Origin of the sequence: Nonomuraea sp. NPDC023979 (assembly GCF_040639085.1) — a bacterium.
Classification (GTDB): domain Bacteria; phylum Actinomycetota; class Actinomycetes; order Streptosporangiales; family Streptosporangiaceae; genus Nonomuraea; species Nonomuraea ceibae.
The window spans coordinates 1-14,508 of sequence record NZ_JBEZZG010000008.1 but is presented as its reverse complement, the minus strand read 5'-3'; the positions used below and the strand labels follow the sequence as shown (position 1 = coordinate 14,508).

At 71.9% G+C, this 14,508-nt stretch carries 13 protein-coding genes and 2 rRNA genes; 5 read left to right on the top strand and 10 right to left on the bottom strand.

Annotated elements, in window-relative coordinates; all coding sequences use genetic code 11:
• Positions 1–32: 32 nt before the first annotated feature.
• The 4 genes from recN to AB0G11_RS16780 all read right to left on the bottom strand — a co-directional run bounded on the left by recN (position 33) and on the right by AB0G11_RS16780 (position 3,693).
• Positions 33–1,742 (bottom strand): DNA repair protein RecN, encoded by a 1,710-nt coding sequence (recN, locus tag AB0G11_RS16795; RefSeq protein ID WP_219509899.1) that lies wholly within the window; start codon positions 1,740–1,742, stop codon positions 33–35.
• 75 nt (positions 1,743–1,817) lie between these two features.
• Positions 1,818–2,729: an NAD kinase gene (locus AB0G11_RS16790; RefSeq protein WP_219509898.1), complete on the bottom strand. Its 912-nt coding sequence runs from the start codon at positions 2,727–2,729 to the stop codon at positions 1,818–1,820.
• Complete coding sequence (locus AB0G11_RS16785) at positions 2,726–3,538, bottom strand: TlyA family RNA methyltransferase (RefSeq protein WP_357586626.1); 813 nt, start codon at positions 3,536–3,538, stop codon at positions 2,726–2,728. Before AB0G11_RS16785 ends, AB0G11_RS16790 begins: the two co-directional genes overlap by 4 nt.
• Entirely contained in the window at positions 3,535–3,693 is a 159-nt protein-coding gene (locus AB0G11_RS16780; RefSeq protein WP_219509896.1) for a hypothetical protein, read from the bottom strand. The genes AB0G11_RS16785 and AB0G11_RS16780 overlap by 4 nt, the downstream gene beginning before the upstream one ends.
• 127 nt (positions 3,694–3,820) lie before the next feature.
• On the opposite strand from AB0G11_RS16780, the gene AB0G11_RS16775 reads away from it, so the two are divergent.
• Positions 3,821–4,168: an SCP2 sterol-binding domain-containing protein gene (locus AB0G11_RS16775; RefSeq protein ID WP_219509895.1), complete on the top strand. Its 348-nt coding sequence runs from the start codon at positions 3,821–3,823 to the stop codon at positions 4,166–4,168.
• Positions 4,169–4,482: 314 nt separating this feature from the next.
• Here AB0G11_RS16775 and AB0G11_RS16770 read toward each other — a convergent pair whose 3' ends face one another.
• Together AB0G11_RS16770 and AB0G11_RS16765 are read right to left on the bottom strand one after the other, a co-directional pair.
• Positions 4,483–5,454, bottom strand: coding sequence for an HAD-IIA family hydrolase (locus tag AB0G11_RS16770; protein ID WP_357586624.1), 972 nt, complete (start codon positions 5,452–5,454; stop codon positions 4,483–4,485).
• A gap of 938 nt (positions 5,455–6,392) precedes the next feature.
• Positions 6,393–6,818 (bottom strand): tetratricopeptide repeat protein, encoded by a 426-nt coding sequence (locus AB0G11_RS16765; protein WP_219519537.1) that lies wholly within the window; start codon positions 6,816–6,818, stop codon positions 6,393–6,395.
• Positions 6,819–6,929: 111 nt separating this feature from the next.
• On the opposite strand from AB0G11_RS16765, the gene AB0G11_RS16760 reads away from it, so the two are divergent.
• Positions 6,930–8,543 carry a DUF1015 family protein gene (locus tag AB0G11_RS16760; RefSeq protein WP_357586622.1) on the top strand — a complete coding sequence of 538 codons (1,614 nt, stop codon included), beginning with the start codon at positions 6,930–6,932 and terminating at the stop codon, positions 8,541–8,543.
• Positions 8,544–8,658: 115 nt separating this feature from the next.
• Here the strand turns inward: AB0G11_RS16760 and AB0G11_RS16755 are convergent, their stop codons facing one another.
• Positions 8,659–9,051: a single-stranded DNA-binding protein gene (locus AB0G11_RS16755; RefSeq protein WP_357586620.1), complete on the bottom strand. Its 393-nt coding sequence runs from the start codon at positions 9,049–9,051 to the stop codon at positions 8,659–8,661.
• Between the two features lie 110 nt (positions 9,052–9,161).
• On the opposite strand from AB0G11_RS16755, the gene AB0G11_RS16750 reads away from it, so the two are divergent.
• Positions 9,162–10,088 carry an MBL fold metallo-hydrolase gene (locus tag AB0G11_RS16750; RefSeq protein WP_357586617.1) on the top strand — a complete coding sequence of 309 codons (927 nt, stop codon included), beginning with the start codon at positions 9,162–9,164 and terminating at the stop codon, positions 10,086–10,088.
• Between the two features lie 39 nt (positions 10,089–10,127).
• On the opposite strand, the gene AB0G11_RS16745 is transcribed toward AB0G11_RS16750, so the two are convergent.
• A complete protein-coding gene (locus AB0G11_RS16745; RefSeq protein ID WP_357586615.1) occupies positions 10,128–11,375 on the bottom strand; it encodes a hypothetical protein in 1,248 nt (415 codons plus the stop codon).
• Between AB0G11_RS16745 and AB0G11_RS16740 the strand changes: the two genes are divergently transcribed.
• Positions 11,313–12,908 (top strand): hypothetical protein, encoded by a 1,596-nt coding sequence (locus tag AB0G11_RS16740; protein WP_357586613.1) that lies wholly within the window; start codon positions 11,313–11,315, stop codon positions 12,906–12,908. The genes AB0G11_RS16745 and AB0G11_RS16740 overlap by 63 nt on opposite strands.
• Before the next feature lie 273 nt (positions 12,909–13,181).
• Positions 13,182–13,928, top strand: a complete 747-nt coding sequence (locus AB0G11_RS16735; RefSeq protein WP_357586611.1) for a methyltransferase domain-containing protein — start codon at positions 13,182–13,184, stop codon at positions 13,926–13,928.
• A 126-nt stretch (positions 13,929–14,054) separates the two neighbouring features.
• Here AB0G11_RS16735 and rrf read toward each other — a convergent pair.
• A 5S ribosomal RNA gene (rrf, locus tag AB0G11_RS16730) occupies positions 14,055–14,171 on the bottom strand.
• Positions 14,172–14,310: 139 nt separating this feature from the next.
• Positions 14,311–14,508: ribosomal RNA gene (locus AB0G11_RS16725) — 23S ribosomal RNA — on the bottom strand; the annotation flags it as partial.

The window sequence follows — 14,508 nt, the reverse complement described above, 5'->3', positions numbered from 1 at the left end:
ACTGCGGGGCGTGTCCGCTATGTCACCCAGGATCACCTGTCGGCGGCGGCCAGTCCCAGCAGCTCCTCCGCGTGTGCCCTGCCCAGCTCGGAATCCTCCAGTCCGGCGAGCATCCGCGACAGCTCGCGCACCCTGCCCTCGTGGTTGAGGGTGACCACGCCGCTGCGCACGACACTGCCGTCGCTGGCCTTCTCGACCACCAGATGCTGGTCGGCGAAGGCCGCGACCTGGGGCAGATGTGTGACCACAATCACCTGCGCGGTGCGCGCCAGCCGGGCCAGGCGGCGGCCGATCTCGACGGCGGCCTTGCCGCCCACGCCCGCGTCGACCTCGTCGAAGACGAACGTCGGCACCGGGTCGGCGCCGGCGAACACCACCTCGATGGCGAGCATGACCCGGCTCAGCTCACCGCCGGAGGCGCCCTTGTTGAGCGGCAGCGGCGGCGCGGCCGGGTGGGCGGCCATGCGCAGCTCGACCTCGTCGACGCCCTCGGGGCCGAACTCGGCGGCCCGGGAGAGCTGGACGACGACCCGGGCGTGCGGCATGGCCAGCGCGGTCAGCTCCTCGGTGACGGCCGCGCCGAACCGCTCGGCGGCGGCCTGGCGCACCTTGGTCAGCTCGGCGGCCAGGTCGGTGAGGCGCGCGGTGAGCTCCTCCAGCTCGCGGGTGAGCTCCCCGATGCGCTCGTCGTCGCCCTCCAGCTCGGCCAGCCGGGCGGCCGAGCGCTGCGCCCAGGCCAGCACGCCGGCGCTGTCCTCGCCGTACTTGCGGATCAGCCCGGTCAGCGCGGAGCGCCGCTCCTGGACGGCCGCCAGCCGGGCCGGGTCGGCCTCGATCGACTCGGCGTAGGCGGCCAGGTCGGTGGCCACGTCCGAGATGAGGTAGCCCGCCTCGGCCAGCCGGTCGGCCATCCCGGCGAGCTGGCTGTCGAAGTCGCGCACCGCGTCGACGGCCGCCCGCGCCTCGCCCAGCAGCGAGATCACGTCACGCGCGCCGCCCGCGGCCTCCATCGGGTCGCCGAGCAGCGCCGAGTGCGCGGTGGTCGCCGCGCCGCGCAGCGCGTCGGCGTGCGACAGCCGCTCCTCCTCGCCGCGCAGGTCGGCGTCCTCGCCGGCCTTCGGGTCGACCTTCTCGATCTCCTCCAGCCCGAACCGGAGCAGGTCGGCCTCCTGCGCCCGCTCCCGGGCGCGCGTGGTCAGCTCCTCCAGCAGCGCCGCCACCTGCTTGTGCCTCTTGTACGCCTGCGCGTACGCGCGCAGCGGCTTGACCAGGTCGTTGCCGGCATAGCGGTCGAGCGCGGCGCGCTGCCTGGCGGGCTGCAGCAGCCGCTGCTGGTCCATCTGGCCGTGCACCGCCACCAGGTCGTCGGCCAGGTAGGTCAGGGTGCCGACGGGCACCGTGCGGCCGCCGAGCCAGGCACGCGACCTGCCCTCGGCCGAGACGGTGCGGGAGATGATCAGCTCGCCGTCGTCGACCTGGCCGCCGATGTCCTCGACCTGCTGGGCGACCCGGCCGCCCGGGTCGATGACGAGCGTGCCCTCGACGCTGGCCTTGTCGGCGCCGGGGCGGATCCGGGAGGGGTCGGCCCGGCCGCCGAACAGCAGCCCGAGACCCGTGACGACCATCGTCTTGCCCGCGCCGGTCTCGCCGGTGACCACGTTGAAGCCCGGCGAAAGCTCCAGCACGGCCTCGTCGATGACGCCGAGCCCCTGGATGCGGACCTCCTCGACCCTTGGTCGCACTGCCCACTCCCGTCACTTACGTGCTTTCCGAACACTCGTGCGGATGCGATCCTACGCGTTCGCGTCCCCATTCACTCAGGGTCGCACCCTTCCGCGCCACCCCTGGACGGGTAGTTCGAACTTGGCGACCAGCCTGTCGGTGAACGGCGCCCCGGTGCTCTCCACACCGTGCAGCCGGGCCAGCCGTACCGGCTCGCTGCCGCGCCGCACCTCCACGCGGGTGCCGGCGGGAAGGTCGAAATGGCGGCGCCCGTCGCACCACAGGACCCCGACGGGTGTGTCGGGCAGGATCTCGACGGCGAGCGTCGAGCGCGGCGAGACCACCAGCGGGCGCGCGAACAGGGCGTGCGCGCTGATCGGCACCATGAGCAGCGCCTCCACCTCCGGCCACACCACCGGGCCGCCGGCGGAGAAGGCGTAGGCGGTGGACCCGGTCGGCGTGGCGCAGATCACGCCGTCGCAGCCCCAGCGCGACAGCGGCCGCCCGTCGATCTCGGCGACCACCTCCAGCATGCGCTCCCGCTTCTCGACGGTGACCTCGTTGAGCGCCCACGTGTCGGCGATGACGCGGCCGTTCTGCCGGGCCAGCACGTCGATCGTCATGCGCTCCTCGACGTCGTAGCGGCCCGCGACCACGCTGTCGACGGCGGCGGCCAGGTCGGCGACCTCGGCCTCCGCCAGGAAGCCGACGTGGCCCAGGTTGACGCCGAGCAGCGGGGTGCCGGCGGGCCTGGCCAGCTCGGCCGAGCGCAGCAGCGACCCGTCGCCGCCGAGCACGATCATCACCTCGGCGTCCTTGGCCGCGCCCGGCTCGGCGGGCACGACGTCGACGCCGCCGCAGCCGATGTCGGCGGCCTCGCCGTCGAGCACGCGGACGCTCAGCCCGGCCGCCACCAGCCGCCCGATGACCAGCCTGGCGCTCTCCACGGCGGCCTCCCGCCCGGTGTGCGCGGTGACCAGGACGGTCCGGCTCGCTGCCCGGCTCATTGGGGCCCCTCCGCCACGGCACGTCGGATCTCGGACTCCAGGTCGGCGACCGGCGGCGCCCCTTCGCCCTTGCCCAGCCACAGCAGGTATTCGACGTTGCCCGACGGACCCGGCAGCGGGCTCGCGGTCACGCCGCGCACCGCCAGCCCCAGCTCACCGGCCTTCGCGGCGGCCTGCCGCACCGCTCCCGCCCGCAGCTCCGGGTCACGCACCACGCCACCGGCCCCCACGAGCTCCTTGCCCACCTCGAACTGCGGCTTGACCAGCATGACGAAGTCGGCGCGCGGCGCGGCGACCTCGGCCAGCGCGGGCAGCACGAGCCGCAGCGAGATGAACGACAGGTCGCCGACGACCAGCGTGGGCGCCTCGCCGACCATGCCCGGCGTGAGGTCGCGCACGTTGAGCCGCTCCATCACCGTGACCCGCTCGTCGCTGCGCAGCGACCAGGCGAGCTGCCCGTAGCCGACGTCGACGGCGACCACGTGCGCGGCGCCGCGGCGCAGCAGCACGTCGGTGAACCCGCCCGTGGACGCGCCCGCGTCCAGGCAGCGCCGCCCCGTCACGTCCAGCTCGGGGAACGCCTCCAGCGCCCCGAGCAGCTTGTGCGCGCCGCGCGAGACGTAATCAGGCCCGCCGGGCGACTCGGCGACGACGATGGCCGAGGCGGTGTCGACCTGGGTGGCGGGCTTGCCGGCCCGCTGGCCTCCGACGGCGACTCGGCCCGCCTCGATCAGCTGGGCCGCCTGCTCCCGCGAACGCGCCAGCCCGCGCCGCACCAGCTCGGTGTCGAGCCGGACCCTGCGGCTCACCGCGCCTCCACGGCGCCGAGGGCGGCCTCCAGCCCGGAGAACGCCTCCTCGAACACCGCCACGTGCTCGCCCACCGGCAGCCCGGCCAGGCGGCCCAGATCCGCGAGGACCGCGTCGACCCGCTCGTCGCCGGTTGCCTCTGGCAGCTCACTCATGACTCGACGGTAACGCCTCGGGCGAGCGCCCGGCACCTTGGCGGGCGTGTCACACGTTGGAGGGTCATACGGGGTGCTCCGATGTGGAACGCTACGGACCCTGAAGACAAGGAAAGGAAGGCGGATCATGGCAAGCGTCGAGGAGTGCCGGGAGGCGCTGGTCAAGCTCGTCGCCCAGTTCGACGAGATCGACGAGCAGGACCGGGCCAAGCACGTGGTCGAGCGCACGGTCAGCTGCCGGGTGTCCGACCTCGACGTCACCTTCCACGGCCGGCTCCACCACGGCGGCCTCGACCCGTTCACCGAGGAGCCGCCCGCGAACGGCAAACCGGCCGAGGTCAAGCTGACGATCGTGTCCGACGACCTCATCGCGCTGGTCGACGGGGAGCTCGACCTGGCCCGCGCGCTGCTGGGCGGCCGCGTCAAGATCGACGCCAGCTTCGGCGACCTCCTCCGCCTCCGCCGCCTCCTCTGACCCCGCCACCCCCACTTGCCCCGCACCTTGACCCGCAGGTCCTGTCCCGCAGGACCTGACCCGTCGGCCCAGACCCGCAGGTCCCGCAGGACCTGGCCCTCGCCCCGCCCCGCAGGACCCGTCCCGCAGGACCTGGCCCGGCCTGCGCCGACCCGGTCCTGCGCCGACCGCGCGCGCTCAGACCCACCCGCCCTGGTAGGCCCGCTCTGAGCCCCCGCCCTGGTGGGCGCTCTGAGCACCCTCTGGTGAGCCGGCTCAGAGCGCCCACGCTGGTTGACCCGCCCTGGCGTGCCCGCGGTTCGTGTGCCCCTGCGTCAGCCGATGCGGTCGAGAGCCTCCTTGACCGCATCCTCCTCGGCGCGGCCGTCGCCGACGGCCGCCCACACGGCGTCGCACGCCGCCCGCAGCCCGTCGATCCGGCTCCCGCCACCGTCGAGCCGCAGCGCCCCTCCGGCCCACCGCGCCCGCCACCCGCCGCACTCCCCATCGCGCACCGGCGGATACGGCTCCAGCAACGCCCCCAGGTCCTCCCCGACATAGGTCGGCCGATGCCGCGGCCCCGCCGTGAGCAGGTCGACCGGCCTGGCCACCCCCGTCAGCACCAGCAGCCCGTCCACGCCCGCGTTCACCGCGCCCTCAATGTCGGTGTCGAGCCGGTCCCCCACGACCAGCGGCCGCCGCGCCCCCGTACGGATCACCGACTCCCGATGCAACGGCGGATCAGGCTTACCCGCATAGACCGGCTCAACCCCGGTCGCATGCGCGATCACCCGTACCATCGCCCCGTTCCCCGGCTGCTCCCCTCGCCCGGTCGGCATGGTGGCGTCCCCGTTGGACGCCACGAACAACGCCCCCCGCCGCACCGCCAGCGCCCCCTCCGACAGCAGCTCGTACGACAACCCGGGCGCGATCCCCTGCACCACCGCCGCAGGCTCCGACGCCGCCGTGGTCACCGGCCTCAGCCCCCGATCCCGTACGGCCAGCCGCAGCCCCGACCCACCCACCACGAGCACGTTCGACCCGGCGGGCACCCGCTCGGCCACCACCCGCGCCGCCGCCTGCGCCGACGTGACGACGTCCACCGCCTCGGCCGGCACCCCCAGCTCCCGCAGATGCGTCGCGATGGCGGCGGGCGTCCGCGAGGCGTTGTTCGTCACGTACGCCAGCCGCGCCCCGCGCCGCCGAGCCCGCTCCAACGCCTCCGGCGCCCCGGGCACCGCATGTCGCCCCAGGTAAACAACCCCGTCAAGGTCAAGCAGCAGGGTGTCATAGCCGTCGATCAGCACAATGCCTCATTCCCCTAGCCCACCCACATCCCGTGAGACTCTAACCGCGCCCCAACTCCCGCCCTGATGCCCCACCCCCGCCCCCCACGCTGCCGAAGCCGGACCACCCCGGTGCCCGACCTCCCCGCTGCCGAAGCCCGGCCCTCCCCCATGCCCGATCGCCCCGTCTGCCCCAAGACCGCCCCCGGGCCCCACCGACTACCACTGCCCGACCGGCTGGCCCATCCCCGCCTGACCGCCCCATCCGCCCGACTCTCCCCCATCGCCCGGTCCACCCGGGTCCACCCGATCCGCTCGACTCGCCCCATCGCCCGGTCCGCCCGGTCCGCCCGATCCGCCCGATCCGCCCGATCCGCCCGATCCGCCCGATCCGCCCGATCCGCCCGATCCGCCCGATCCGCCCGATCCGCCCGATCCGCCCTCGACGGGCTTACCAGGCCCGAGCCTGCCCACTCGCACGACCGGCCACCGGGGGCGTGACCGCGTGCGCTCGCGTAGCCCCCGGCCATCGGCCTGCCCCCGCCCGACCGGCCGCCCCTGCCCCGGAGGATCAGCAGGTCGCCACACGGCCCACAGCAGCGGCCGCCCCCTTCCCCGGCCACGCCCTCCTCCCGGCTACGCGTCCCTCCCGGCTACGCGTCCCTCCCCCGACTGCGCGCGCGACCTTCACGCAGGCTCGCTCGCGCGCGCCGACCCATCGTGGGTCACGCGTGCCGCCTCGTCACCGCGCCCTCTCAGGGCCATTCGCCGCCGCTCAGCACCGCCGGGCTGGGCGTCCTTGCAACATGCGCCGTTCTCTCAGCGACGTCGCCCCTCGCCGCTCACTGGTCGCCCCGCCCTGTCCACGTACATCCCGGCCATCTGCTCGTTGGCGTCGGTGGCGGTAGGCAGGATGAGGTGGGACACAAACGCATATGCCACCATGACGGCGGGCGGGGTCACATCTCCCGTCGGGCGCGGAGGGTCGCCCGTACGCTCTTCAACGCCGACACGTAGTGCCCCTCATCGGGCCGCATCGCCACGGCGATCGCGAGCGGCTCCTGCGCTCCCTCGATGTCACCGGTGCGCCACAACGACAGGCCGAGCCCGAAGTACGCGTAGTCCTCCGCGGGGTTGGCGTCGACGATCCGCCGGAAGCTGTCGGCCGCCTCCGCGTACTGCCGCGAGTTGAACTGGGCCCTGGCCAGCGCCTCCCTGATGCTGCGGGAGTCCGGCTCGGCGCCGGCCGCCCGTTCCAGCAGCGCGGCCGCGGCCGCCGGGCTGCCTTCCTTGAGCAACTTCACTCCACGCTGGTACCAGTCGTAAACGTCACCCCTCGGAGCGCCCGTCGGGGAATCTTCGTGAGGGTTTTCACCTTGGACCATTGCGTGAGCTCTCCTTCATCGGCAATCGACGGGTTCGCTGGGGAATCGGGCACCGGCGGAGCGTCGGGGCGACCACGGAAAGACACGGACGTCTATGACAGCATGCCCGGTATGGGGAATTCCGAACTGCCGATACCGGATGGTCTCGAACTGCGCCCCTTCCGGGGCGTACGATTCGCCGTCGACGATCCCGCCAAGGTGACCTCCCCGCCGTACGACCTGATCTCGGACGGTGATGTCCACGCGCTGCTGGACTCCCATCCCTACAACGTCGTCCGTCTCATCCTTCCCATCTCGCCCCCGGGAGACGCCAACCAGCCGGCTCCCGCTGACCACTCCGGCGAGAGCACTCCCGCCCCCGGTACCCCGGCAAACCCACGCACACCACCCGCGCATTCCCAGCCGCACGGCCATGCGCCCGCAAAGCCCGCCTCCACGCCCGGAGGCCCCGCAGAAGCGCCACCATCTGGACGCCCTGCAGCCGCGCCGCAGCCTGGACGCCTCGCAGCAGCGCCACCATCTGGACGTCCCGCAACCGCGGAACAGCCCGGACGTGCCGCTGTCACCCCGGAGGCCCGCAGCAGCGAAGCGCCGCCGGCCCGCTATGGCCAGGCGCGCGACACGTTGCAGGCGTGGCTGGCCTCGGGTGTCCTGATGGTCGACGACCGTCCCGCTCTCTACGTGTACGAGCAGCGCGGCGAACACGTCGTGCAGCGCGGCCTCATCGGGGACGTGTGCCTGGCGGACCCCGCGCAGGGCATCGTCCTGCCCCACGAGGACGTCATGCCCGGCCCCATCGCGGACCGCCTCGCCCTGATGAGCACCACCCAGGCCAACCTTGAGCCCATCTTCCTCCTCTACGACGGCGCCACCGGCACGGCGACGACCCTGGTGGACGAGGTCGCCGCGACCCGCCCGCCCCTGGTGACCGCCCATACGGAAGACGGCCTGACGCACCGCCTCTGGGCCATCACGGACGAGGCCGAGATCGATGCCGTCAACGCCGACCTCCACGCGCGCCAGGCCCTGATCGCCGACGGCCACCACAGATACGCCACCTACCGCATGCTCCAGCGCCAGGAACACGCAACTCGCCCCCAGCCCGCAGGAAGTCAGGTTCCCTCCGGTGCGTCCCCGCTGAGCCGTCGGGCCGGCGGCGGGCCGTGGGACTTCGGGCTGGCTCTGCTCGTCGACTCACGTGCGTATCCGCCCGACCTGAAGGCCATCCACCGCGTCATCCCCGGGCTCCCCTTGCCTGAGGCAGCCGCGCGTGCCAAGGGCGCGTGGCGGGTTCAGGACCAGGGGAATCTGGCAGAGGGCATGGCCGCCCTCGACGCCGCCGAGAACCCGGCCTTCCTGCTGGCCGGAGCGGAGGGCGTCCACCTGCTGACCCATCCCGATCCGGTGCAGCTCGCGCTGGCCATGCCCGCCGACCGCTCGGACCGCTGGAACTCTCTGAACACCTCCATCCTCACCCAGTTCGTGCTGCCCAAGGTGTGGGGGCTGCAGGACGACGAGAAGACCGTGCGGATCGTGCACCATGACTCGTACGCGGCACTGCGCCTGGCTGTCGAGACCGGTGGCACCGCCGTGCTCCTCAAGCCGCTGGCCGTGGATGATGTGCTGGCGGTCGCGGCCGGTGGAGAACGAGTGCCCCGGAAATCCACCTCCTTCGGCCCCAAGCCCCGTACGGGCCTCGTCCTGAGGACTTTCGCCATCGATTGACCTCCGGCAGTCGCGCCATTCCCGAGGTGCTCGCACGCCGTCCACGACGGAGCGAGTGGCCCATGCGCGCCCCCAGCTCGCATGGGCTCCGCGACCGCCTACCCGGGTGGCGGGGTCAGCCGGTCTCGGCGAGGACCGCCACGGGGCGCGGAGTGGTCGGTGGCGGCGGCTCGGGAGGCTCCTGGGGCAGGGGGTCGGCTTCGATGACCCTGGCCGACGACACCTCCACCTCGTAGCTCCAGACCTTGGCCTGCGCCGGTCCGAAGATGCGGCAGCGGAAGGCGCCGGTGAGCTCCAGCGGGTCTCGCGGCTTGAGGCTCCGGACCAGGTCGGCCACCTCGGTGTCGAACGTGACGCACGGGATGCTGTCGGTCATCGTGCCGTGGCGCCGGTGCCTGCGACGGCGCACCAGCAGGCGCCACTTCGTCATCGTGTCGCCACTGGGCAGCTCGCGGTCCTCGACACCCGCCGACAGCCGGCCCACCAGCAAGACCTCGTTACGGTCCACAGTCGTCCTCCCATTGGTGTTCGGGTGAGGATCACTCTCTACGATGAGGACGAGGCCGGTTCGGCTGGAACGCCGTTCTGGGGATAGCGGACGCGGTTCAGGAGTTGCCTGTGGACAACATCACCGCCCTCGGCGGCGACGTCTATGAGATCGACACGAAAATGGCCGGCTACTCGGGCATCACCGCCGGTTATCTGATCCTGGGCGATCGCCCATGCCTGGTGGAGACCGGTACGTCCACGTCCGCGCCCGTGGTGCGCGACGCGCTGGCCTCGCTCGGCGTCGGGCCGGGCGACCTCGCGACGGTCGTGGTCACGCACATCCACCTGGATCACGCGGGCGGAGTGGGGGACATCGCGAAGTTCTTCCCGTCCGCCCAGGTGGTCGTCCACGAGAAGGGGGCACGGCACCTGGCCGAACCGTCACGGTTGATGGCCAGCGCCCGGATGGTGTGGGGAGACCGTCTCGACACGCTGTTCGGTGAATTGTCCCCCACCGAGGCCGAGCGCATCGTCGCGCTGGGCGACACCGGCGCCATCGATCTCGGCAACGGCAGGACGCTGAGCAGCCACTACTCCCCCGGCCACGCCAAGCACCACGTCGGCCTGATCGACTCGTACACCGGGGACCTGTATGTCGGCGACGCGGCCGGCGTCTACCTGCCCCAGACCGGCGACCTGCGCCCGGCGACCCCGCCGCCGGACTTCGACCTGCAGACCGCGCTCGACTCGATCGCGCTGTTCGAGGCACTCGGGCCGCAGCGGCTGCTGTTCAGCCACTACGGGCCCGTCGACGCGGTACAGGAAACGCTCGAAAGGTCGGCGGAGGAACTGCGCATCTGGGTTGATCTCACCCGGCAGGCGCACGCGGAGGGCATGGACCTCGACCACGCCGTCGCCATGGTCCGCGACCGCACCAAGGAGCGTTACACGGCGCTCGCCGCCGACGACGAGACGGCCGAGCACTTCGAGCTCCTCAGCGGCGCCCCGTCGAACGTCGCGGGCATCCTCCACTGGCTCGACCGCGTCTCGCCGTAATTGTTTGTGCGGGTACGGGACCCGTACCCGCACAAGGTGTTACTCGTCGCGCTTGGCCGCTTCGTCGGCCTCGTCGCCCTCGTCGAGGTCGTCACCGAAGTCCGGCTCGATGAAGGCAGGGTTGATACCGGCCACGGCGGCCGAATCACCGGACTTCACCGGCTCGGAGCCGGCGTCCGCCTTCGCCTTCGGAGCCTCCGCCGAGCGGGTTTCCGCCTGACGAGTTTCCGCCTTCGGGGCCTCCTTCGGGGCCGCCTGCTTCGGGGCCGGGGCCTCGGGCTTCGACTCGGGCTCCTGGGAGTCCGCGTCATCCTCGGCTGCCCGGGGCTCCGGCGACGGCTCGGCGTCTGGGACCACGTCGGCAGACTCGGCGCTCGCAGCCGCAGCCGCCTCCTCGGACGTCTCGCGGTCGGCACCGGCCGACCCGTCAGCCGCCTCATCGGCGTCCCTGGAATCGGCATCGTCCAGGACAGAGCCGACGGCGGCCGTCTCGGCCGATGAGTGCCCGGCATCGGCGTCCTCGTCCGGCGCCTCGCTCAGGTGCTCAAGCTCGGCATCGACCGTCTCCGCCTCCGGGGTGGCGAGCAGGTCGCCGGCCTCGGCGAGCGCCTCGGCGTCGTCAGGCGAGTCGTCCTCCTCGGGCTGGTCCGAGGCCGCGCCGGCGTCGTCGAAGTCGTCCTCGTAGTCGAACTCCTCCTCGACGTCCTCGATGACGGCTCCGGTCAGCTCGGCGTACCGCTCGGCGGCGTCCGTCTCACCGTCCTCGTCGAAGGCCATCGCCCGGCCGAACCAGTCGGTGGCCGCCTCCTGGTGCCCGGCCTCGGCCAGCGCGTCGGCGTACGCGAACGCGAGCCGCGCCGACCACGGCCGGGGCTGCGGGTCGCGCAGCTCGGGCAGGCGCTGGAGCGTGATGACCGCGGCGTCGTGCTGGCCGAGGTCCCGGCGGGCGCCGGACTCCACGATGCTCAGCTCGATCTTCCCGGCCCTGTCGAGGCGTTCGGCCTCGGGCGAACGTACGAGGTCGAGCGCCCGCTCGGGCCGACCCATCCCGCGTTCGCAGTCGGCCATGACCGGCAGGTACGCCTCCGAACCGGTCATCCTTCTCGCGGCGCGCAGATCGCTCAGCGCCTCCGAGAAGTGCCCGGCACGGTAGGCGACGATGCCGGCGGCCTCCCGTACGACACCGATGCGGGCCGCGAAACGGCGGGCCACCTTGGTGTGTTCGTGAGCCTTGTCCGGGTCGTCCGCCTCGAGCGCCCGCTCGGCGGCGACGAGGTGCCTGCCCACCAGCTCGGCCAGGTCGCCAGGCAGGGAACGCAGTTCCTCGCGTACTTCCTTCTCGAGCTCGTCGGCGGTGATGTCGGGCTCGACCTCGGGCAGCCTCTCGCGCTGCGGAGCGCCGGCCTCGTCCTCCGGCCTGCCGAACCGCGCCCGGGTGCCGCCCGGCCGCTCGTCACGCGAGAACGGCCGCGAACGGTCGTCCCGGTATCCACCGCTTCGGGGGCCTCGGTCGTCACGGTCGCGGAACGGACGGCGCTCGCCGCCATCGCGCGAGCCCCGGTAACCGCCACCGTCGCTGCGCGGCCCACGATCGTCGCGGAACCCGCCCTCGCGACGCGGACCCCGGTCATCCCTGTCCCGGAACGGACGACGCTCGCCGGCATCACTGCGCGGGCCGCGGTCATCGCGGTCACGGAAGGGGCGACGCTCGCCGCTGTCGCTACGCGGGCCACGGTCGTCACGGTCGCGGAACGGACGGCGCTCGCCGGCGTCACGCGGACCCCGGTAACCACCGCTGTCGCTACGCGGCCCACGATCGTCACGGTATCCGCCCTCGCGGCGCGGACCCCGGTCATCGCGATCCCGGAACGGGCGACGCTCGCCACTGTCGCTACGCGGACCCCGGTCATCCCGGTCACGGAACGGGCGACGCTCGCCACTGTCACTGCGCGGGCCACGGTCATCGCGGTCGCGGAACGGACGGCGCTCGCCGCCATCGCGCGAACCCCGGTAACCACCGCTGTCGGAACGCGGCCCACGGTCATCGCGGAACCCGCCCTCACGACGCGGACCCCGGTCATCCCGCTGGTATCCACCCTCGCGACGGGGACCACGGTCATCGCGATCCCGGAAGGGACGACGCTCGCCACTGTCGCTACGCGGACCCCGGTCATCCCGATCGCGGAACGGGCGACGCTCACCGCTGTCACTGCGCGGGCCACGGTCATCGCGGTCACGGTACGGACGGCGCTCGCCGGCGTCACGCGGACCCCGGTAACCACCACTGTCGCTACGCGGCCCACGATCGTCGCGGAACCCGCCCTCTCGACGCGGACCCCGGTCATCCCGATCCCGGAACGGACGACGCTCACCACTGTCACTGCGCGGCCCACGGTCATCCCGGTCACGGAAGGGGCGACGCTCACCACTGTCGCTCCGCGGACCGCGATCGTCACGGTCGCGGTAGGGCCGACGCTCGCCGGCGTCACGCGAACCTCGGTAACCACCACTGTCGCTACGCGGCCCACGATCATCGCGGAACCCGCCCTCACGCCGCGGACCCCGGTCGTCGCCCTCCCTGAACGGGCGGCGGGGGCCGCGGTCGTCCCACGACCTGCGGTCGCCCGAGTTGCGGTCCTGGTAGGGCCGCCGGTCCTCACTGCGCGGTCCCCTGCTGCCGTCGTCACGACGGCCGCCACGGTCATCCCGGTTGTCCCGGCTATACGACCGCGATCTATCGGCATCGGCGCGGAACGGACGGTCGCCCCGGGAGTCACGTTCGCGGGAACCCTGCCCGCCGCTCCTGTCGCCTCCGTCTGAGCGCCTCTCCCCGTAGTCGCCGCGCTCGCGCTGTCCGCCGTCCGATCCGCTATCTCTGTTCACTTCTGGTCCATTTCGTTGGCTCACTCAGCGGACCCTTGCTACCTGTACGGCGGTCCGCCGTGGCTGGTCGCCGCCTGTCGAAGGCCTTACGCGACGAAGGCCACCCGTGGGGGGTGGCCCGGTACCCTCAAGCGTAGCAAGCCACACCGTGTCCCTTGGCCGACACATATTCGATCGCACGCAGGCGGCCCCCCCGGGCAGACTCTCCGCATGTCCTTGCGCTTCCACGAGATCGCCGAATCCCGCCACAACATCCTTAACCCACTCAACGAGCTCAAACTTCAACAGCTCGGCGAGATGTGCCGCATCACTCCCGGTACGCGCCAGCTCGACCTGGCGTGCGGCAAGGGCGAGCTGCTCGCCACCTGGTCCGCCACGTACGGCCTGCACGGCGTGGGCGTCGACATCAGCAAGGTCTTCCTGGACGCCGCCAGAGCCCGTGTGAACGAACTGGACGTGGCCGACCGCGTCCGCTTCGTCGAAGCCGACGCCGAGACCTATGAGGACACTCCAGAAACGTACGACATCGTGTCCTGCGTTGGGGCCACCTGGATCGGCGGCGGCCTGGCCGGCACGCTGGACCTCATGCGCCGCCCGCTGCGCCGCGACGGCCTCGCCCTGGTGGGCGAGTGCTACTGGATCTCCCCGCCGCCGGAGAAGGCGTACGAGTCCCTGCAGGTGCCGATGGGCAGCTTCGCTTCACTCGCGGAAACGGAGGAGGTGTTCGACGCCGCCGGGTTCGAGCTGCTGGACATGGTTCTCTCCAATCAGGACGACTGGGACCGATACATGGCCAGCCAGTGGTGGACGCTGAGCGATTGGCTGCGCGACAACCCCGCCGATCCCGATCACGCCGCCGTGCGCGACTTCCTGAACCGTGCCAGGCGGTCCCATCTCGAGTACGGCCGGCAGTATCTGGGCTGGGGCGTGTTCGTGCTCCGCCAGAAGAACGCCTGACAGAGCAGTCCTCCACAACGCCAAAAGGGCCCCCGGCAGTGCCGGAGGCCCTTTTGGAACGCAAAAAGTTTGGAACGCGAAGAAGGCCCCGACAATCAGCTTGTCGGGGCCTTCTTCTGAAAGATTGTCCGGCGGTGACCTACTCTCCCACACCCTCCCGAGTGCAGTACCATCGGCGCAGGGAAGCTTAACTTCCGGGTTCGGAATGTAACCGGGTGTTTCCTTCCCGCCATAACCGCCGTAACCCTATGAAACTGTCAAGCGAACCGCTTGTTGTTTCAGAATTGCATAGTGGACGCGAGCAAGTATTCTGCGATGCGGCGCTTCTCCGGACCCGGCGAAGAGTTACGGAGCGCTGCACACACCACAGAACTTTAGCTTTGTGGTCAAGTCCTCGGCCTATTAGTACCGGTCAGCTCCACACGTTACCGCGCTTCCACCTCCGGCCTATCAACCCGGTCGTCTACCGGGAGCCTTACCCCCAAACGGGGTGGGAGACCTCATCTCAAGGCGAGCTTCCCGCTTAGATGCTTTCAGCGGTTATCCCTTCCGAACGTAGCCAACCAGCCGTGCACCTGGC